This is a genomic window from Haemophilus haemolyticus M19501 (assembly GCF_000222025.1).
Lineage (GTDB): Bacteria > Pseudomonadota > Gammaproteobacteria > Enterobacterales > Pasteurellaceae > Haemophilus > Haemophilus haemolyticus_G.
Genome location: NZ_AFQO01000007.1, coordinates 137,772 through 156,419, shown reverse-complemented (window position 1 = coordinate 156,419; position 18,648 = coordinate 137,772). Strand labels below are relative to the sequence as shown.

The 18,648-nt window shown below is 39.1% G+C and carries 19 protein-coding genes; 5 read left to right on the top strand and 14 right to left on the bottom strand.

Translation table 11 applies throughout. The features are described 5' to 3' along the window. Positions 1-128 precede the first annotated feature (128 nt). Positions 129-1,367: an HAAAP family serine/threonine permease gene (locus tag GG9_RS05010; RefSeq protein ID WP_005631182.1), complete on the top strand. Its 1,239-nt coding sequence runs from the start codon at positions 129-131 to the stop codon at positions 1,365-1,367. Between the two features lie 35 nt (positions 1,368-1,402). Further along, positions 1,403-2,770: an L-serine ammonia-lyase gene (locus tag GG9_RS05015; RefSeq protein WP_005631177.1), complete on the top strand. Its 1,368-nt coding sequence runs from the start codon at positions 1,403-1,405 to the stop codon at positions 2,768-2,770. Between the two features lie 68 nt (positions 2,771-2,838). Here GG9_RS05015 and GG9_RS05020 read toward each other — a convergent pair whose 3' ends face one another. The 11 genes from GG9_RS05020 to ccmA all read right to left on the bottom strand — a co-directional run bounded on the left by GG9_RS05020 (position 2,839) and on the right by ccmA (position 10,758). After that, positions 2,839-3,138, bottom strand: coding sequence for a hypothetical protein (locus GG9_RS05020; RefSeq protein ID WP_005631174.1), 300 nt, complete (start codon positions 3,136-3,138; stop codon positions 2,839-2,841). A gap of 11 nt (positions 3,139-3,149) precedes the next feature. Then, positions 3,150-3,680, bottom strand: coding sequence for a DUF8095 domain-containing protein (locus tag GG9_RS05025; RefSeq protein WP_005631172.1), 531 nt, complete (start codon positions 3,678-3,680; stop codon positions 3,150-3,152). A 107-nt stretch (positions 3,681-3,787) separates the two neighbouring features. After that, positions 3,788-4,705: a c-type cytochrome biogenesis protein CcmI gene (ccmI, locus tag GG9_RS05030; RefSeq protein WP_005631170.1), complete on the bottom strand. Its 918-nt coding sequence runs from the start codon at positions 4,703-4,705 to the stop codon at positions 3,788-3,790. Beyond that, on the bottom strand, positions 4,706-5,167 hold the full coding sequence (locus GG9_RS05035; protein WP_005631167.1) for a cytochrome c-type biogenesis protein: 462 nt from the start codon (positions 5,165-5,167) through the stop codon (positions 4,706-4,708). Further along, the gene (locus GG9_RS05040) at positions 5,167-5,712 is read right to left on the bottom strand and encodes a DsbE family thiol:disulfide interchange protein (protein ID WP_005631165.1); all 546 of its coding nucleotides are present in this window, start codon (positions 5,710-5,712) and stop codon (positions 5,167-5,169) included. Before GG9_RS05040 ends, GG9_RS05035 begins: the two co-directional genes overlap by 1 nt. Positions 5,713-5,854: 142 nt before the next feature. Continuing rightward, on the bottom strand, positions 5,855-7,801 hold the full coding sequence (locus tag GG9_RS05045; RefSeq protein ID WP_005631163.1) for a heme lyase CcmF/NrfE family subunit: 1,947 nt from the start codon (positions 7,799-7,801) through the stop codon (positions 5,855-5,857). Next, positions 7,798-8,319 (bottom strand): cytochrome c maturation protein CcmE, encoded by a 522-nt coding sequence (gene ccmE, locus GG9_RS05050; protein WP_005631161.1) that lies wholly within the window; start codon positions 8,317-8,319, stop codon positions 7,798-7,800. The genes GG9_RS05045 and ccmE overlap by 4 nt, the downstream gene beginning before the upstream one ends. Continuing rightward, positions 8,316-8,519, bottom strand: a complete 204-nt coding sequence (gene ccmD / locus GG9_RS05055; protein ID WP_005631159.1) for a heme exporter protein CcmD — start codon at positions 8,517-8,519, stop codon at positions 8,316-8,318. The genes ccmE and ccmD overlap by 4 nt, the downstream gene beginning before the upstream one ends. 133 nt (positions 8,520-8,652) lie before the next feature. Next, positions 8,653-9,390, bottom strand: a complete 738-nt coding sequence (locus GG9_RS05060) for a heme ABC transporter permease (protein WP_005631157.1) — start codon at positions 9,388-9,390, stop codon at positions 8,653-8,655. Positions 9,391-9,449: 59 nt separating this feature from the next. Next, complete coding sequence (gene ccmB / locus GG9_RS05065; protein WP_005631155.1) at positions 9,450-10,115, bottom strand: heme exporter protein CcmB; 666 nt, start codon at positions 10,113-10,115, stop codon at positions 9,450-9,452. Between the two features lie 4 nt (positions 10,116-10,119). Then, positions 10,120-10,758: a cytochrome c biogenesis heme-transporting ATPase CcmA gene (ccmA, locus tag GG9_RS05070; RefSeq protein WP_005631152.1), complete on the bottom strand. Its 639-nt coding sequence runs from the start codon at positions 10,756-10,758 to the stop codon at positions 10,120-10,122. Between the two features lie 261 nt (positions 10,759-11,019). Here ccmA and sodA point away from each other — a divergent pair, with 261 nt between their 5' ends. Further along, entirely contained in the window at positions 11,020-11,667 is a 648-nt protein-coding gene (gene sodA, locus GG9_RS05075) for a superoxide dismutase [Mn] (protein ID WP_005631151.1), read from the top strand. Positions 11,668-11,767: 100 nt separating this feature from the next. Here the strand turns inward: sodA and cysK are convergent, their stop codons facing one another. Continuing rightward, entirely contained in the window at positions 11,768-12,718 is a 951-nt protein-coding gene (gene cysK, locus GG9_RS05080) for a cysteine synthase A (protein WP_005631149.1), read from the bottom strand. Between the two features lie 99 nt (positions 12,719-12,817). Further along, positions 12,818-13,636 (bottom strand): sulfate transporter CysZ, encoded by an 819-nt coding sequence (cysZ, locus tag GG9_RS05085; protein ID WP_005631147.1) that lies wholly within the window; start codon positions 13,634-13,636, stop codon positions 12,818-12,820. A gap of 152 nt (positions 13,637-13,788) precedes the next feature. Here cysZ and zipA point away from each other — a divergent pair, with 152 nt between their 5' ends. Both zipA and ligA read left to right on the top strand, forming a co-directional pair. Beyond that, positions 13,789-14,775: a cell division protein ZipA gene (gene zipA / locus GG9_RS05090; protein ID WP_005631145.1), complete on the top strand. Its 987-nt coding sequence runs from the start codon at positions 13,789-13,791 to the stop codon at positions 14,773-14,775. A gap of 110 nt (positions 14,776-14,885) precedes the next feature. After that, complete coding sequence (ligA, locus tag GG9_RS05095; RefSeq protein WP_005631143.1) at positions 14,886-16,904, top strand: NAD-dependent DNA ligase LigA; 2,019 nt, start codon at positions 14,886-14,888, stop codon at positions 16,902-16,904. Between the two features lie 69 nt (positions 16,905-16,973). On the opposite strand, the gene GG9_RS05100 is transcribed toward ligA, so the two are convergent. Continuing rightward, positions 16,974-18,617: an ABC transporter substrate-binding protein gene (locus GG9_RS05100; protein ID WP_005631140.1), complete on the bottom strand. Its 1,644-nt coding sequence runs from the start codon at positions 18,615-18,617 to the stop codon at positions 16,974-16,976. Positions 18,618-18,648 lie beyond the last annotated feature (31 nt).

The window sequence follows — 18,648 nt, the reverse complement described above, 5'->3', positions numbered from 1 at the left end:
ATCACAATTTTAGAATTTGCTCTTTGAGATTCTCTATTTATCGGCATAACATAATACTCAAATTTTGTTAGGGCATATTTTGCTCTGCAAATTGACAAATTTAAGTAATTTATGCTTTGGAGCAAACTATGAAACCAACAGAAAAACTCAAATGGAACAAATTTGATGCAACATGGATGTTAAACCTTTTCGGTACAGCGGTTGGCGCTGGCGTATTATTCCTACCGATTAACGCAGGGATGGGCGGATTTTGGCCGTTAGTTTTAATGGCAATTATCGTCGGACCAATGACCTATTTTGCTCACCGAGGCTTAGCCTATTTTGTACTTTCATCAAAAAATCCTGGCAGCGATATTACTGAAGTGGTGGAAGAACACTTTGGTAAAACAGCGGGTAAACTTATCACCCTACTTTATTTCTTTGCGATTTTCCCTATTCTGTTGATTTACGGTAACGGTATCACAAACACCGTAGATTCTTTTATTGTGAATCAACTTGGCATGGCATCGCCAAATCGAGCTATTCTCTCTTTTGTATTAATTGCAGTATTGATTTCCGTCATGCTATTTAATGAAAAAGTGATGTTAAAAATCACGGAATGGCTTGTTTATCCGTTAGTCTTAATTTTATTTGTTCTTTCTATTTACTTAATTCCTGAATGGAATAGTGCCGTATTATATGAATTTCCAACAGCAGGCGGTTTCTTAACCACTTTATGGCTAACCATTCCCGTATTAGTATTTTCATTTAACCATTCGCCAGCAATTTCATCTTTCACTTGCTCACAATTCCGTGAATACAAAACTTTCGATGGTGCAGAACGCCATATCGGCCATACAGAAAAAGGCACCTCAACGATTTTGTTATTCTTCGTTATGTTCTTCGTATTTAGCTGTGTATTAACATTAACACCTGAAGAATTAGTGGCAGCAAAAGCACAAAATATCAGTATCTTGTCTTTCTTAGCGAATAAATTTGATAATCCATATATCTCTTATTTTGGCCCGCTTGTTGCATTCTTAGCGATTACTAGCTCATTCTTTGGTCACTATATGGGCGCACGCGAAGGCTTAGAGGGCTTATATTTGAAAATGAAAGGCGAATCTGTAAATCGTAAAAAACTCAATTATGCGACCGCACTTTTCTTCTTATTAACGTTATGGGGCGTTGCGATTATTAATCCAAGTATCTTAGGCTTAATCGAATCTCTTGGCGGCCCAATCATTGCGATGATTTTGTTTATCATGCCAATGTACGCGATTCGCAAAATCCCAGCGATGAAACGCTACAGCGGACGTTTCAGTAATGTTTTTGTAACGATTATGGGATTAATCGCTATCTCTGCGGTTGTTTATGGATTATTATAAGCGCCCTTTAAAGTTTAGCGAATTTTGAGAAATTTATGATTAGCGTATTTGATATGTTTAAAGTGGGAATTGGACCATCCAGTTCCCACACTGTCGGCCCGATGAAAGCCGGCAAACAATTTATAGACGACTTAATTGAACGAAATCAGTTTGAACAAACGGCTGAAATTCATGTGGATGTTTATGGTTCTCTTTCGATGACTGGGAGAGGTCACAGTACAGATATTGCCATCATCATGGGGTTAGCGGGTTATTTACCACATAATGTGGATATCGATATGATTTCAGGTTTCATCGAGAAAGTGAAACAAACTGCGCTTTTACCAATTAATGTTGGTCAAAAGACAGTAAAATTTGATTTTGAAAATAATCTCATTTTCCACCGCACTTTTTTAAAATTGCACGAAAATGGCATGACAATTACCGCTCTTGATGAAAATCGCACAGAGCTTTATCGCCAAACCTACTATTCGATCGGTGGTGGTTTTATTGTCGATGAAGCCCATTTTGGCAAAGAAGAAAAAACCACAGTCCAAGTGCCTTATCCTTACAAAAATGCCGAAGATATTTTGAAACATTGCAGTGATAACGGCTTAATGCTTTCCACTGTGATGTTAGAAAATGAAGTTGCCTTGCATGGCAAAGAAGCTGTTAGTACTCATTTAGAGAATGTCTGGAAGACGATGCAAGCTTGTATCGAACACGGTATTCACACTGAAGGGATTTTACCTGGGCCATTACGAGTGCCACGTCGTGCAGCATCTCTTTATCGTATGTTGCAAGCAAATACCAATTTATCTAACGATCCAATGCGTGTGATCGACTGGGTCAATATGTTTGCGCTTGCTGTCAATGAAGAAAATGCAGCGGGTGGGCGCGTGGTTACGGCACCAACTAACGGTGCGTGCGGGATTATTCCAGCGGTATTAGCTTACTACGAAAAATTCATCTCGCCATTAACACATGAAATCATTGAACGCTATTTATTAGCAGCAGGGATGATTGGTTCACTTTATAAAATGAATGCTTCGATTTCTGGCGCAGAAGTGGGTTGCCAAGGTGAAGTGGGTGTAGCCTGTTCAATGGCTGCTGCGGGACTGGCTGAAATTTTGGGTGGTAATCCACTGCAAGTATGCATCGCAGCTGAGATTGCAATGGAGCATAACTTAGGATTAACTTGCGACCCTGTCGGCGGTCAAGTTCAAGTACCTTGTATCGAACGCAATGCTATTGCTTCAGTTAAAGCAATCAATGCATCACGCATGGCTTTACGCCGTACCACTAATCCAAGAGTAACCTTGGATAAAGTGATTGAAACCATGTACGAAACAGGCAAAGACATGAACGCTAAGTATCGCGAAACATCTCAAGGCGGACTTGCAGTTAAGATTGTTTGTACTTAAATACAAAAATTTCAATTCAATTTATCGTATATAAAACTAAAGCCTTGATAATCAAGGCTTTAGTTTTTCTATCTAAAATAATGGTAATTATAATGATACCCGACACTTGGGACTACAGGAATAACCGGTAGCGAACTTCTCACTCGAGTTTTAACCTTATTATCGCTCGCATTCAATTTTAAGTTAGTATCAACTTGACTTGCCACTTTATCTTTCTGAGCCTGAGTAACCGTATTACCACTTGTTACACGAGCATTATACTCTTGCACAGCCTTCATATCATAAACACCGCCACCAGTTTGTTCTGGTTGAGATGAACATGCTGCTAAACCTAAAATTACACAACTAACAAAAACTATTTTTCTCATTTAATATGATCCTATTTACAAATTACGTCAGTTAATACTGCTCTACCTTCTGATACATAATTAGCTGCTTTTTCCTTTAGTTTTTTATTTTCTTGTGATTGAATACGCTTAGACACATCTTTATCTGTAATTAAATAAACTGGCACATAACTTAAATTTTGAGGATCTTTTTGATTATAAATCGTCGCCCCCGTTACACTACCGTAATATTCACTTTTATCATTTGGCGAAAGATAATTGTGGGTTGAATTTGTATAATCCACACCTCTTTTCACTTTAAATCCTTGACAAATACCAGCTGGAGATTCGTAAATAGTTTCAGATGAGCTCATCTCATCAATTTTATAAACTTTCAACTCAATGCTTTGACCCAATTTCTGAGTATCATTACTTGATATATCAGAGCTAAAGGCTTTCTTATCTTTTTCATCAACATAAGTTACTGAACTAGATATGTCTTTAGCATTAGATAAATGCGGTATAAATAAACTAACCAGCATGCTACAAAATAAAGAAAAAGAAGTACAATTTTTGTAATTCATCTCCAGTTCTCCTTAACGTTCTTTAAAGTAATTTCTAATATTAAAATAGCTATTTGCCAATTAATAGTATTACTGAACTATATCAAAAAGACTTATATGATACTAGGTTATTTTTCAGGCGTAATACTTTTTGATTTTTCTTCATTTTGAGCTTCTAAAGCATCACGCGCGGCACGAATACTTTTTTCAATTAGTGGAACACGCTCATCATCTTTCGGCATTAAGCGTAGCATCATCGCCCAAGTCACTGCCGCCATTTTATAATCTTCCGTTTCAAAATAACGGAATGCGAGCAGACTTAACGCTTCTATGTTAGTGTGATCTTGACGAATCACTTCTCTCAATAAATTGCCACCTTTAAGTTTATCAGTCGCATCTTCAGAAAACATCAATATGCGAGCATAGCCTAATTTATATTGCACATTATCTGGTTCAAGTTTGTTAGCTTTTTGATAGCTATCGAATGCCAAACGTGCATCACCTAAATTCATCCCAATTTGACCGAGCATCCACCATTTCTTTGCATCAGTTGGATTTTTCTGCAAATCAATTCGAAGTGCGGTAGAAAATTGCTGCATTTCTGCATCAGAAAATGGATTTTTATCTTCATCTTTCATTCGGTCAAAGAAATAGGGCAATTTCGCATAAGTTTGCTCTAACATCGATTCGGCTTGCCAAGAACCAACCATAAAATAAGAAGAGCCCGCGATAATTCCTAGCGCCAACACGCCAGACACAAACCACACTTTTCCATAAGATTTGCCAGAATAATCCACATTCTCTTGAACCTTGCTCGGCACATCATCAAGTAAGGTTTTCTGTAATTCTTGTTTGAGTTGCTCAACATTTTCAACTAAACCTTGGGAATTATCTTGCTCAATTTCTTCCAAGCGTGAGAAATATAACGCCTTATTTAAATCATCACGTTTTTGCCCATGTTTCGCTTTGAATTGACGCAATAAAGGATAAAAACAAATTAACGCAACAACTAAAGTGGTTAATATAAAAATTAATGCAAAATTCATCTATTTATCCTTGTTTAATAATTCTGCCAAACGCGCATTATCTTCATCAGTTAAAACATCTTGGGATTTCACCGCACTTTGAGCTTTTGGTTTACGTCTTAATAAAAATACCACGCCTAACAACACAAGCAATAATGGCGCAATCCATAGCACTAATGTGCTCGCTGTCATAGGCGGATCGTAAGTTACAAAATTGCCGTAACGTGCAACCATATAATTCACTACGTCATTTTTCGATTTGCCTTCTTGTAAAAGCTCAAATACTTTGCCACGCATATCCACTGCGATAGTCGCGTTGGAATCCGCAATATTGTTATTTTGACATTGAGGGCAGCGCAAAGATTGTGTTAATTGATGGTAATCACTCTCTTGCTGTGGAGAAGTAAAGTTAAGTGCATCAATGGCTGAAAACGCCACTGAGCTAAACAAAAGTGCGGTCAAAAATAGCCATATTTTTTTCATTATTGTTGCTCCGAAAGTTTGTCATAAATTGGTTTTAAAGTCTGAGTCCAAACTTTCTCGTTTACATCACCGGCATAACGATAATGAATCACGCCTTTTCCATCTACAATGAACGTTTCTGGCGCACCATATACCCCTAAATCCAAACCGAAAGAACCCTTTTCATCTTTTAAAACAACTTGATAAGGATTACCAAGATCTTTTAACCACTTCATTGCTTTAGGTGATTCATCTTTATAATCTAAACCGATAATTCGCACACCATCTTTAGCAAGTTTATTTAAATATTGATGTTCGGCATAACAAGTCGGACACCAAGTCGCCCATACGTTAAGCAAAACGGGCTTACCTTGTTGAAACAATTCATTCGTGTAAGCTTTATTTTCAAAAAGCTCCGTTAAATTTTTTGCTGGCACAGGCTTTCCAACCAAAGCAGACTCTAATGCTTTAATATCTTCACCTTGCGCATTGCGTTTTAATTGCACTAAAAAGGCAATTGTTATCGATAAAAAGAGAATAAGAGGAACGAGTAATTTTTTTTTCATTTTTTACCGCACTTTAAAATTGGTGCCTAGGGTAAGTATACCCTAGGCTAGTAAAAGTGTAGCCTCTTTGAGGCTAGTTGAAATTCTCCAAAGGAGAAGCATTTTAATTAGCCGTGGGTATACCTACCCACGGCAGTATAAATTATTTTTTCAACAACGCATTAAACCGATAGCGTCGATCGAACATACACAACAATCCACCTAACGCCATAAACAAGCCACCAATCCAAATCCAGCGAATAAATGGCTTGTAATATAAGCGTAACGCCCAAGAATTGTCCTCAAGTTTTTCACCAAGTGCCACATAAAGGTCACGAGTTAAACCACCAGCAATGGCGGCTTCCGTCATAGACATCCGACTTACTGTGTAAAAACGTTTTTCTGCAAATAAACTTGCCTCTGGTTGCCCATCTTTCGAAATATCAATTTGCGCTTTTCCACCAACATAATTTGGACCATTCGCATCCGTCACTCCGGCGAATTTAAAATCGTAACGACCAATTTGTGCACTTTCGCCGACTTTCATTCGAACATCACGCTCTACGCTAAAGTTTTGGCTAAACGCAATTCCCCATACGGTCATTGCTACACCTAAGTGAGCTAACATCATTCCCCAATGAGAACGAGATAGTTTTCGTACGCCCACAAAGAATGATTCTCGATGTGTCGCACGTTGTTGCAATTCATAAAGCGCAAGTAACGCGATAATCACGGTCATCATTGAGCCAAGCACGGAACTCACGGTAATTTTATCTTGCAAGAAGTAAGGTAACGCAAAACCCGCAATCACCATAACAAATACGCTGATAACAACAGGCGTACGAATTGCAGAAAATTGATCTCTACGCCATTTCACCAAAGGTCCAATACCAAGTAATAATGCAAATGGTGTCATAATAATTAAGAACATTTGATCAAAGAATGGCGCTCCAATAGAAATAGAACCCAAACCAAGTTGTTTGTGAACGAGTGGTAACAACGTTCCTAAGAAGACAACGCAAAGTGCGGTCATTAAGAAAATATTATTTAATAACAACATACTTTCGCGTGAATAGCGTTCTGCATTATCACGAGAGCGAATTTGACTGCCTTTATACGCATAGAGCGCAAGCGAACCACCAATTACCACAACGAGGTAAGCCAAAATATACAAACCACGAGTTGGATCCGATGCAAATGCGTGAACTGAAACTAAGATACCAGAACGAACTAAGAACGTGCCGAGCAGACAAAGTGAAAAGGCTAAAATCGCAAGTAATACCGTCCAAGCTTTAAAAGAACCACGTTTTTCTGTCACAGAAAGAGAGTGAATCAATGCAGTACCAGCAAGCCACGGCATAAACGATGAGTTTTCTACTGGATCCCAGAACCACCAGCCCCCCCAGCCCAGCTCATAATAAGCCCACCAAGAACCGAGTACGATACCTAAAGTTAAAAACACCCAAGCAGCAAGCGTCCAAGGACGTGACCAACGCGCCCAAGCTGAATCTAATTTTCCGGTCATTAAGGATGCTATCGCAAACGCAAATGCCACCGAAAAACCAACATAGCCCATATAAAGTAATGGAGGGTGGAAAATCAAGCCCACATCTTGCAACATTGGATTAAGCTCTTTTCCGTCCACTGGAAAATCAGGGAAAGTACGCGTAAAAGGATTTGAGGTGAACAAGACGAACAACACAAAACCGACGCTAATAATCCCCATAATACCAAGCACGCGAGCAACCGCTTCTTGAGGTAAATGTTTACTCAATAAAGCAACGGCAGATGACCAAACAGCAAGTAACCAAATCCACAGCAATAAAGAACCTTCATGAGAACCCCAGACGGCAGATAAACGATAATAAATCGGTAAAGCCGTATTAGAGTTATTCACGACATACTGAACACTAAAATCATTTACTGCGAATAAATAAAATAACGCAGCAAAAGCGATGCTTAAACTTGCAAATAAACCATAAGTCATTGGACGAGCTAATGCCATTAATTGTGCATTGCCCTTTTCTGCCCCCCACAAAGGGAAAATCGCCAACATAAGCGATACGGCTAAACTTAAAGCCAGCGCATAATTTCCTAATTCAGCAATCATTTTGCGCCTTCTTTTTCTTGACGATCACGTGTGCTTTCGCCTTTTAAATCTGCATCACCAATACCCATTGGTTTATGCACTTTTTGCATTTTTTCACCTAATTCTGGTGGCACATAATTTTCATCGTGTTTAGCCAATACTTCTGTTGCGGTTAAAACGGTTGGCTGAGTTAATACTCCTTGAGCCACAATACCTTGCCCTTCACGGAAAAGATCTGGCAAAATGCCTTCATATTCAACAGTGATCGCAGGGCCAATATCATTTAAATCAAACCGCACTTTTAAGCTTTTTGGATCACGCACTACCGTGCCTTCAACCACCATACCGCCAACACGAATACGCTGCCCCACTTCAGGTTTTTGATTCGGATTATTATCCTTACCTTGAATCACTTCAGATGGCGTATAAAACAAGTCGATATTTTGACGTAATGCATACAGCATCAATCCACTTGCAATAGCAATGCCGAGCACAACAAAAATGACTAATTTAAATCTGGATTTACGTCTTGGATTCATAGTGTGTTCCCCTTATTTGCTTGTTGTAAACGTTCTTCGCGTTGTTGCTCACGCAATACATTTTGTAACACTGTATTGCGTTGTTTTACACTTTGAACAATTAAGGCAATAACTGCCACTAAACTTACTGCATAGGATAACCATACGTAAAAACCGTAGCCACCCATATTAAAGAAATCACTCCAAGTTTGGAAAAACATAAAATATTCCTTATTTTTTACCCTAGGGTAGGTATACCCTAGGTTAGTAAAAGTACTACCCTTTTAGGGTAAATTAAACGTTCCCCAAAGGGGAATCATTTTATATTAACCGTGGGTATACCTACCCACGGAATTAGATACGATTCGCAAGTGCTTTAACCCAAGGACGTTTCGCATCTTCTTTCAATAATTCCACGCGATAACGCACTAAAGTAAGCCAAATATACAAGGTTAAAAAACCGAAGATACACAAAATTAATGGAACCAACATTGGAATTGCAATGGATGGTTTTTCCAGTTTAGTGATACTCGCACCTTGATGTAACGTGTTCCACCATTCCACAGAAAAATGAATAATCGGTAAAATCACGACCGTTGTAATGCATAAAATCCCCGCCGCTTTTGCCCCTACATTACGATCTGAAAAAGCAGAATAAAGCGCTAAAATACCAAGATAAAGAAAGAATAAAATTAATTCTGCAGTTAAGCGAGCATCCCACACCCACCAAGTGCCCCACATTGGTTTACCCCAAATCGCGCCAGTCACAAGCGATAAAAAAGTAAACAATGCACCAATTGGCGCCATTGCAATCATTGCTAGATGAGCTTGCTTAATTTGCCACACAAGGGCAACCACAGCGGCAATCGCCATTGAACCGTACACCCCCATTGACCAAATCGCTGTCGGCACATGCACGTACATAATTCGGAAACTATTACCTTGTTGGTAATCTGCTGGGGCGAATGCTAAGCCCCATACAATGCCGACACCGAGTAAAATAAGCGTTAAAAATGCAAATAACGGACTCAATTTACCGCAAATACGATATTGAGTTTCGGGTTTTGCATAAGGATGTAGCCACTTCCACATAAAAAAATCCTTAAAAATTAAAGAGAAAAACCACCGCACTTTTATACGGTGGAATGAAATTAATTATCTAAACTAATTCTAAGTGCCGCTGCGATGGCAAAAGGCGAAAGCGTTACAGCGCCAACCATCATGGCACCTAAAATCGCCAGTTGTCCCCCATAAGGCACATTTAATCCTGCAGCCTCCAATACCGATGAAGCAAAAATTAAAACAGGAATAAATAACGGAACAACAAGCAAACTCAACAACACGCCACCTTTTCGTAATCCCACCGTTAAAGCCACACCAATTGCACCAATACAACTCAATACAGGGGTGCCCAGTAACAATGTCAAAACCAATGCCCACCAAATATTGACCTCAAGAGAAAGCAATAAAGCGGCAATCGGTGATAGCAAAATAAGCGGCAAGCCAGTGAGCAACCAATGTGCAACGACTTTAGCCAAAGCCGTCATCGGCAAAGACTGTGCAGTTAGCATTAATTGTTCAAGAGAACCATCAATAAAATCATCACGAAACAAACGTTCAAAAGAAAGCAATGCTGAAAGTAATGCCGCTACCCACGCAATACCTGGTGCGATACGAGAAAGTAATTTAGGATCCGGCCCAATAACCAACGGAAACAAGGTAATCACAAGCAAAAAGAACCATAGCGGATTTAAAATTTCCGCATTTTTGCGCATCGCAATTTGAAGTTCGCGTTTAATTATCTCTAGAAAAATCATTAAGTTATTCCGCTTTATAAGCCGCTAAATTCAATTTTTTCAGATGAGAACTTGGCACTTCTTGGTGGCTAGTCAACAACACAATACCTCCACGTTGAGCATGCTCATCAAAAAGTGCGGTTAAAATTTCCACGCCTTTTTTATCAATCGCAGTAAACGGCTCATCTAAAATCCATAAGGGCGCTTGAGACAGCCATAAGCGACCTAATGCAATACGTTTTTGTTGTCCTGCAGAAAGTTGTGCGGCGGGCAAATCTTCACGACCTAACAACCCTACCTTCTCAAGCAAATCCCACAAAATCTCAGTATTTTGTTCAGCTTGACTAATTCGTTGATAAAACTGCAAATTTTCCCACGCCGTTAGCTCTGGTTTAACGCCTGAAAGATGACCTAAATAAAGCAAATTCTGATGATACTGTTCACGTTGTTTAGAAATTGCTTCAGAATCCCACCGCACCTCGCCTTCTAAAGGTTGGGCTAAACCAGCAAGAATACGTAATAAACTGGTTTTACCTATGCCATTATGCCCTTCAATTTGCACAAAATCACCGCTACTAAAATCGCAAGTCAAAGCACGAAAAAGTACGCGCTCACCACGTTGGCAGGATAAATTTTGCAGAGATAACTTGTGTGGTTCAAACATAATTGCAAAGGGAAAATAAAAAGTGGCGGTATTCTATCACAAGAGAAATATTTGACGAGATTTTAGCCCCCAAAACAAATAACCATTTAGGTGTAGATCGATAGGTTTATTGATTTAAAACAAGGTTTAATAAATTCGTCTATTAATGCAAAAGGAAAAACATTTAATGATCTAAATCAAAATTTTTGCTATTATTTGCCCACTTTTGGTTATAGACCAAAACCCTCAACGAAATTTGTTTTTACATAGAAGGAATAAATTATGGCTTACACTCTACCTGAATTAGGCTACGCCTACGATGCATTAGAACCACATTTCGATGCGCAAACAATGGAAATCCACCACAGCAAACACCACCAAGCTTATGTAAACAATGCAAACGCGGCATTAGAAGGTTTACCGGCTGAATTAGTGGAAATGTGCCCAGGTCAATTAGTTTCTAACCTTGACAAAATCCCTGCAGAAAAACGAGGCGTATTACGCAATAACGCAGGCGGTCATGCAAACCACAGCTTATTCTGGAAAGGTTTGAAAAAAGGTACCACCTTACAGGGCGCATTAAAAGATGCTATCGAACGTGATTTCGGTTCTGTAGATGCATTTAAAGCAGAATTTGAAAAAGCAGCAGCAACTCGTTTCGGTTCAGGTTGGGCGTGGTTAGTATTAACTACTGAAGGTAAATTAGCTGTGGTATCAACAGCAAACCAAGATAACCCATTAATGGGTAAAGAAGTAGCAGGTTGTGAAGGTTTCCCACTTTTAGGTTTAGACGTTTGGGAACATGCTTACTACTTAAAATTCCAAAACCGTCGTCCAGATTACATTAAAGAATTCTGGAACGTGGTAAACTGGGATTTCGTTGCAGAACGTTTTGAACAAAAAACAGCACACTGCAACTGCGCAAAATAATCAATATTGAAGAAGCCTAGCAAATGCTAGGCTTTTTTGTTTTCAGATATGTCAAATACAAAAATGCGGTGAAAATTCACCGCACTTTGTTCTTTTTTGTTTATCCTTCAATCCCTTCAAACAATGCCGTGCTTAAATAGCGCTCTGAAGCTGAAGGCAAAATAACGACAATGAGTTTATCAGCAAATTCTGGTAATTTAGCTAAGCGATCTGCAGCCGCGACAGCTGCACCAGATGAAATACCTGCAAGGATGCCTTCTTCCGCCATTAAGCGACGAGCTGTGGCAAGTGCGGTATCACTATCAACAGTTTCGACACGATCAATAATAGATAAATCTAAATTTTTTGGAATAAAACCAGCACCGATGCCTTGAATTTTGTGTGGGCCTGGTTTTGCTTCTTCGCCCGCTAAAGTTTGAGTAATGACAGGAGACTCCACTGGCTCAACGGCAACAGAAGTGATTTGTTTACCAAAATCTAATTTAATCGCGCGAGAAATACCCGTAATCGTGCCGCCTGTTCCTACGCCAGCAACCACAACATCGACTTTACCATCTGTATCTTTCCAAATTTCAGGGCCTGTTGTTTCTCGGTGAATTTGTGGGTTAGCTGGATTTTCAAATTGTTTAAGCATGACATAGCGGTTTGGATCAGAAGCAACAATTTCTTCCGCTTTCGCAATCGCGCCTTTCATTCCTTTTGCGCCTTCGGTAAGCACTAAATTAACACCCAATCCGCGCAATAAGCGTTTTCTTTCTAGGCTCATTGTTTCCGGCATGGTGAGCGTGATTTTATAACCTCTAGCGGCAGCAACATAAGCCAAAGCAATACCGGTGTTACCGCTCGTTGCATCTACAATTTCTTTTCCTTTCGTGAGCGTGCCATCTTTTTCAGCTTGCCACACCATATTCGCTCCAATACGGCATTTTACGCTGTAGCTTGGGTTACGCCCCTCAATTTTCACGACCACATTGCCATTATGACCAAAGTGTTTTAAACGCACAAGTGGCGTATTTCCGATAGAATAAGAATTGTCTGCATAAATTGTCATAATATTTTCCTTTCGTTGGACTTCGTTAGTGTTGGTTTATTTATAGCACTGCACTTTTGATTAAAAAAATAGTTATTTGATCTATTTTATAACCGCAAGCTATTTAACAATCCCTATATTTTGTGAACTCACTTCAATCCCTGTTTGAGATGAGGAATGACTATTCATATTAAAACGTAAGTCATTACGATAATTTTCCACCCACATTACAGTTGCACCACATACTGCAACAGGCATAATTAATAAATTAATCACTGGTACAAAAGTACAACAAGTAACCAATCCACCAAAAGTTAAACTTTGAGTTCGTTGATTGCCAAGCGCATTTTTCATGATATCAAAAGAGACTTTGTGATTATCAAAAGGATAATCACAATATTGAATTGCCATCATCCAACAAGTGAACAAGAAAGTAAGTACAGGCACGATGGTTTGCCCAACCAAAGGAATAAAACTTAGTAAAAACAAGGCGATAATTTTTGGTAGGCTATAACGTAATTTTTGCCATTCTCGAGCAAGCATACGAGGCACATCCCTCATTACATCCACGAGACTATCATCATTAATATTTTCACCTGTCAGCATTTTTTCTACTTTTTCCGCTAATAAGCCATTAAAAGGAGCAGCAATAAAGCCAGAAAGTGTGGTGAAGGTAAAATAAAAGAGCAATAAAATTGTTAAGATCGAAAGTATCAGTAAAATTACACTGAGAAAACTCAACCAGTCTGGAATAAAATTCATTACCCAATCAATCGCACTGGTGATTTGACTAATAAAAAGCCAAAATAAACCACAAAGCAAAACGGTATTGAGCAAAATTGGAATAATAACAAACCGATGCAAACCTTTTTGTGTGATGTAATGCCAGCCCATTACAAAATAATGGAAACCAGATTTTAATTCATTAGGATTCAACATTTTTCTTTCCTTTCAATAAAAATACGCCTAAAACAGACCGCTCTTTTCCCTTAAAATTCCACGCCTTGAAGTATTTTTTCACCTACTGAAATATGGTAGAATTAGTGCTATTAATAGCATTCTCGCAGGACTAGCACGCGTAAGGAATAAAGATGGATTTAAATACAATTTTGATTATTGTGGGCATTTTGGCACTTGTTGCCTTAATCGTGCACGGATTATGGTCAAATCGTCGTGAGAAATCAAAATATTTTGATAAAGCCAATAAATTTGACCGCACTTCTCATGTGCAAAGATCCCATACGCAAGAAGAAACGCAACCAACAAATGCTAATTTGTCTCATGTCACTACAGCGCAAGCAAACGCACCAATTCGTCATCAAGTCATGCCTAATGCAGCTGTGAATCAAGAACCTGTTGATTATAGACAAAGTGAAAAAAGCGTCGATGACATTAAGATTTCGATTCCAAATGTTCAACCTGTTTATGATATGGGAAATCATCGTTCTGAGCCGTTAAAGCCGACTCAACCACAATATGATATGCCGACATCAAATAGCGTTGCGAATATGACATTGGAACAAATTGAAGAACAAAGCCAAAATGCTAGTTTCGATGGAATTAATTCATCATCTCCAGAATTAAGAGCGCAACTTGCGGAATTAGCTCACGAAGAACGTCAAGTGGACTACAACGTATCTTTTAATGAACCAAAAGCAGAAACTACAACTAAACCTAAACAAAAAACTGGCTATATTCAACTTTATCTTATTCCAAAATCTAGCGACCAATTTAACGGTGCAAAATTAGTACAAGCACTTGAAAACTTAGGGTTTATCTTGGGTGAGGATGAGATGTATCACCGTCACTTAGATTTAAGTGTGGCAAGCCCCGTTCTCTTTAGCGTGGCAAATTTAGAGCAACCAGGAACATTCGATGCTTACAACTTAGTGGATTTTAGCACGATGGGAATTGTATTCTTTATGCAACTGCCATCACCAGGTAATAATCTCGCTAATTTACGAATGATGATCCGCGCAGCACATACATTAGCCGAAGATTTACAAGGCATCGTGCTTACTGAAGAACAAGAAATCTTTGATGAAAATGCAGAGCAAACCTATCTTGCTCACGTGTAAATTCATATCTTAAATTTACCGCACTTTTATCTTTATTGAGACAGGCTTTACGCCTGTCTATTTTCACTCTAAACAAACAAAAAGTGCGGTCATTTTTCCCCGAGAATTTTATGACAAATATTCAAACTCAAATAGACAATCTACGCAAAACCTTGCGCCAATATGAATACGAATACCACGTTCTAGATAATCCAACCGTACCTGATAGCGAATATGATCGGCTCTTTCATCAGCTAAAAGCGTTAGAGCTAGAGCATCCTGAATTTCTTACTTCAGATTCCCCAACTCAACGTGTGGGTGCAAAACCACTTTCTGGGTTTAGCCAAATTCGTCATGAAATTCCTATGCTCTCTTTGGATAATGCTTTTTCTGATGAAGAATTCAATGCCTTTGTAAAGCGCATTGAAGATCGTTTAATCGTGTTACCCAAACCGCTTACCTTCTGTTGTGAACCTAAACTTGATGGTTTAGCCGTGAGTATTTTGTATGTAAATGGCATTCTCACCCAAGCTGCCACTCGTGGTGATGGCACCACAGGAGAAGATATTACAGCCAATATCCGTACTATTCGTAATATTCCATTACAACTTCTAACAGACAATCCTCCAGAGCGTTTAGAAGTGCGGGGCGAAGTTTTTATGCCACATGTAGGATTTGAGCGTTTAAATGAATATGCACTAGAACATGGTGAAAAAACTTTTGCTAACCCTCGTAATGCGGCGGCAGGTTCTTTGCGCCAGCTTGATCCTAATATTACAAGTAAACGCCCATTGGTATTAAATGCTTATGGCATTGGGATTGCTGAAGGCGTTGAACTACCAAGTACTCATTATGCTCGTTTGCAATGGCTAAAATCTATCGGTATTCCAGTGAATCCAGAAATTCGTTTATGTAATGGTACGAATGAAGTTTTAGATTTTTACCGAGATATTCAAAATAAACGAAGATCGCTGGGTTATGACATTGATGGAACAGTATTAAAAATCAATGATATAGCCTTACAAAATGAGCTAGGATTTATTTCTAAAGCACCTCGTTGGGCGATTGCTTATAAGTTCCCCGCTCAAGAAGAATTAACTGTCTTGAATGATGTTGAATTCCAAGTAGGTCGAACGGGAGCAATCACCCCAGTCGCTAAATTAGAACCAGTGTTTGTTGCAGGTGTTACAGTAAGCAATGCCACCTTACACAATGGTGATGAAATTGAACGCTTAAATATTGCTATTGGCGATACTGTTGTCATTCGCCGAGCAGGGGATGTAATCCCACAAATCATCGGTGTATTACATGAACGTCGCCCTAATAATGCTAAACCAATCATTTTCCCGACAAATTGCCCAGTGTGCGACTCTCAAATTATTCGTATTGAAGGGGAAGCTGTAGCACGCTGTACAGGAGGATTATTCTGTGCAGCACAACGCAAAGAGGAGCTAAAACATTTCGTGTCTCGTAAAGCCATGGATATTGATGGTGTGGGCGGAAAATTAATAGAACAATTAGTCGATCGAGAACTGATTCATACACCAGCGGACTTATTTAAACTTGATTTAACTACTCTCACACGCTTAGAAAGAATGGGCGCAAAATCTGCAGAAAACGCTCTCAATAGTCTTGAGAAAGCCAAAAGCACGACTCTTGCTCGCTTTATTTTTGCTTTAGGCATACGTGAAGTAGGCGAAGCCACTGCATTGAATCTTGCGAATCACTTCAAAACCTTAGATGCCCTTAAAGCCGCTGATCTTGAGCAACTTCAACAAGTGCCTGATGTAGGTGAAGTCGTGGCAAACAGAATTTTTGTATTCTGGCGTGAAGCGCATAATGTTGCCGTTGTTGAGGATTTAATCGCACAAGGCATACATTGGAAAACCGTGGAAGTAAAAGAAGCCAGTGAAAACTTATTCAAAGATAAAACCGTCGTCCTCACTGGCACTCTCACTCAAATGGGTCGCAACGAAGCAAAAGCATTACTACAACAGCTAGGCGCAAAAGTAAGCGGTTCTGTTTCCAGCAAAACGGATTTTGTCATCGCGGGTGACTCAGCTGGCTCTAAACTCACCAAAGCGCAGGAACTAAGTATTACAGTATTAACAGAAGAAGAATTTTTAGAGCAGGTTAATCTTTTAAATTAGTTAAATTAGAATCATATAAATAAAAAGACCCTTACGAAATAAGGGCCTAAAAAACTGAAATGGTATTAATTATTTACCATCAACACTCACGCCATAGAAAGCATCGTAGCCAAATGGGCTTTGTACATAGCCTTTTACGCGTGGACTAAGCGGTGCAAAACCAACAGAATGCGCCACTGGAATCCAAGGTGCTTGATTATGAATGATAACTTGTGCTTGTTTATAAAGTGCGGTGCGTTCTTCCTTATTTGTTAATCCGATTGCTTTATCTAGTAATGCATCAAATTCTGGATTTTTAAAACGAGCCATATTGGAATTACCCGCGTTTGAACTTGCCAATAATGGAGATAAGAAGTTATCAGGGTCACCATTATCACCTGACCAACCAAAGATACCTGCAGTTAATTCACCAGCTTTCGCACGTTTTTGGTAATCCGCCCATTCATAGGTAACTGGGTTAGTTTTTACACCAACTTTTGCCCAGTCCGCCATAATAAGTTCAGCCATACGTTTTGGATTTGGGTTAGATGCACGTACAACAGGTTGAATCCAAAAATCAGTTTCAAAACCATTTGGGTAACCCGCTTCTGCTAAAAGTTGTTTTGCTTTTTCTGGATCATACGGATAATCTTGAACTTCATCGTTGTAACTCCAAATTGTTGGAGGAAGTGGATTTTTAGCTGGTGTACCTGCGCCTTGGTAAACCGCTTCAATAATCGCTTTTTTATCCACTGCGTAGTTCAGTGCTTGACGAACTTTGACATTATCAAATGGTGCTTTTTCGGTATTGAATGCGATATACGCCACGTTCAAACCTTTTTGTTCCAAAAGTTGTACTTTTGGATCTGTTTTCATTTTGGCTAAATCCGCTACATTCGGGAATAAAATTAAATCACAAGAGCCAGCCTGTAATTTTGCATAACGTGTTGTCGCATCTGGCACAATGTTAATGACTAAACGATCCAATGGCGTTCTACCCTTCCAATAGTTTTCGTTTGCTACATATTGAGCAGCTTGATCCGTTTTGTAATCAACAAAAACAAATGGACCCGTTCCCACTGGGCGATTATCAATTGTTTCTGGCTTACCTGCTTTCAGCATTGCATCCGCATATTCTGCGGAATAAATAGAAATAAAATCCATGCCTAAACTTGCCAAGAAAGTCGCATCTTTTTTGTTCAAGGTAATACGAATTGTGTTGTCATCTACTTTCTCCACTGATTTCAACAACTCAGGAAATTTCATTGCTTTGAAATATGGATAAGTCCCCTTAGATACATTGTGATATGGATGATTTGGATCTAACTGACGTTGGAATGAAAAAACAACATCATCCGCATTAAAATCACGTGTTGGGGTAAATTCTTTTGTTGTATGGAATTTAACACCTTTTCTTAAATGGAATGTATAAGTTAAACCATCATCGCTGATTTCCCAGCTTTCAGCTAAGGCTGGTTCTATATCTGTTGATCCTTTTTTAAATTCAACTAAGCGGTTATACACTTGTTGTGAACTGGCATTATAAGATGTTCCCTCTATTACAAGTGCAGGGCTAAACCCTAAAGGTGCTTTTGCTGTACAGTAAACGAAAGTATTGTTAGATGCAGATTTGGTTTCAGCTTGTGCGGTCGGTTTATTTGCTGAACCTGATTGATCGCAAGCTGCTAATACAAGTGTTGCAGCTGCAAGAGTTAGTGTTGTTTTTAGCTTCATGATAGTTCCTCACTTTGTTGGCAGGGATTTA

Bases quoted from the DNA above. Each gene is read 5' to 3' on its own strand.
- GG9_RS05010 (WP_005631182.1), top strand. From the start codon at position 129: ATGAAACCAACAGAAAAACTCAAATGGAACAAATTTGATGCAACATGG.
- GG9_RS05015 (WP_005631177.1), top strand. From the start codon at position 1,403: ATGATTAGCGTATTTGATATGTTTAAAGTGGGAATTGGACCATCCAGT.
- GG9_RS05020 (WP_005631174.1), bottom strand. From the start codon at position 3,138: ATGAGAAAAATAGTTTTTGTTAGTTGTGTAATTTTAGGTTTAGCAGCA.
- GG9_RS05025 (WP_005631172.1), bottom strand. From the start codon at position 3,680: ATGAATTACAAAAATTGTACTTCTTTTTCTTTATTTTGTAGCATGCTG.
- ccmI (WP_005631170.1), bottom strand. From the start codon at position 4,705: ATGAATTTTGCATTAATTTTTATATTAACCACTTTAGTTGTTGCGTTA.
- GG9_RS05035 (WP_005631167.1), bottom strand. From the start codon at position 5,167: ATGAAAAAAATATGGCTATTTTTGACCGCACTTTTGTTTAGCTCAGTG.
- GG9_RS05040 (WP_005631165.1), bottom strand. From the start codon at position 5,712: ATGAAAAAAAAATTACTCGTTCCTCTTATTCTCTTTTTATCGATAACA.
- GG9_RS05045 (WP_005631163.1), bottom strand. From the start codon at position 7,801: ATGATTGCTGAATTAGGAAATTATGCGCTGGCTTTAAGTTTAGCCGTA.
- ccmE (WP_005631161.1), bottom strand. From the start codon at position 8,319: ATGAATCCAAGACGTAAATCCAGATTTAAATTAGTCATTTTTGTTGTG.
- ccmD (WP_005631159.1), bottom strand. From the start codon at position 8,519: ATGTTTTTCCAAACTTGGAGTGATTTCTTTAATATGGGTGGCTACGGT.
- GG9_RS05060 (WP_005631157.1), bottom strand. From the start codon at position 9,390: ATGTGGAAGTGGCTACATCCTTATGCAAAACCCGAAACTCAATATCGT.
- ccmB (WP_005631155.1), bottom strand. From the start codon at position 10,115: ATGATTTTTCTAGAGATAATTAAACGCGAACTTCAAATTGCGATGCGC.
- ccmA (WP_005631152.1), bottom strand. From the start codon at position 10,758: ATGTTTGAACCACACAAGTTATCTCTGCAAAATTTATCCTGCCAACGT.
- sodA (WP_005631151.1), top strand. From the start codon at position 11,020: ATGGCTTACACTCTACCTGAATTAGGCTACGCCTACGATGCATTAGAA.
- cysK (WP_005631149.1), bottom strand. From the start codon at position 12,718: ATGACAATTTATGCAGACAATTCTTATTCTATCGGAAATACGCCACTT.
- cysZ (WP_005631147.1), bottom strand. From the start codon at position 13,636: ATGTTGAATCCTAATGAATTAAAATCTGGTTTCCATTATTTTGTAATG.
- zipA (WP_005631145.1), top strand. From the start codon at position 13,789: ATGGATTTAAATACAATTTTGATTATTGTGGGCATTTTGGCACTTGTT.
- ligA (WP_005631143.1), top strand. From the start codon at position 14,886: ATGACAAATATTCAAACTCAAATAGACAATCTACGCAAAACCTTGCGC.
- GG9_RS05100 (WP_005631140.1), bottom strand. From the start codon at position 18,617: ATGAAGCTAAAAACAACACTAACTCTTGCAGCTGCAACACTTGTATTA.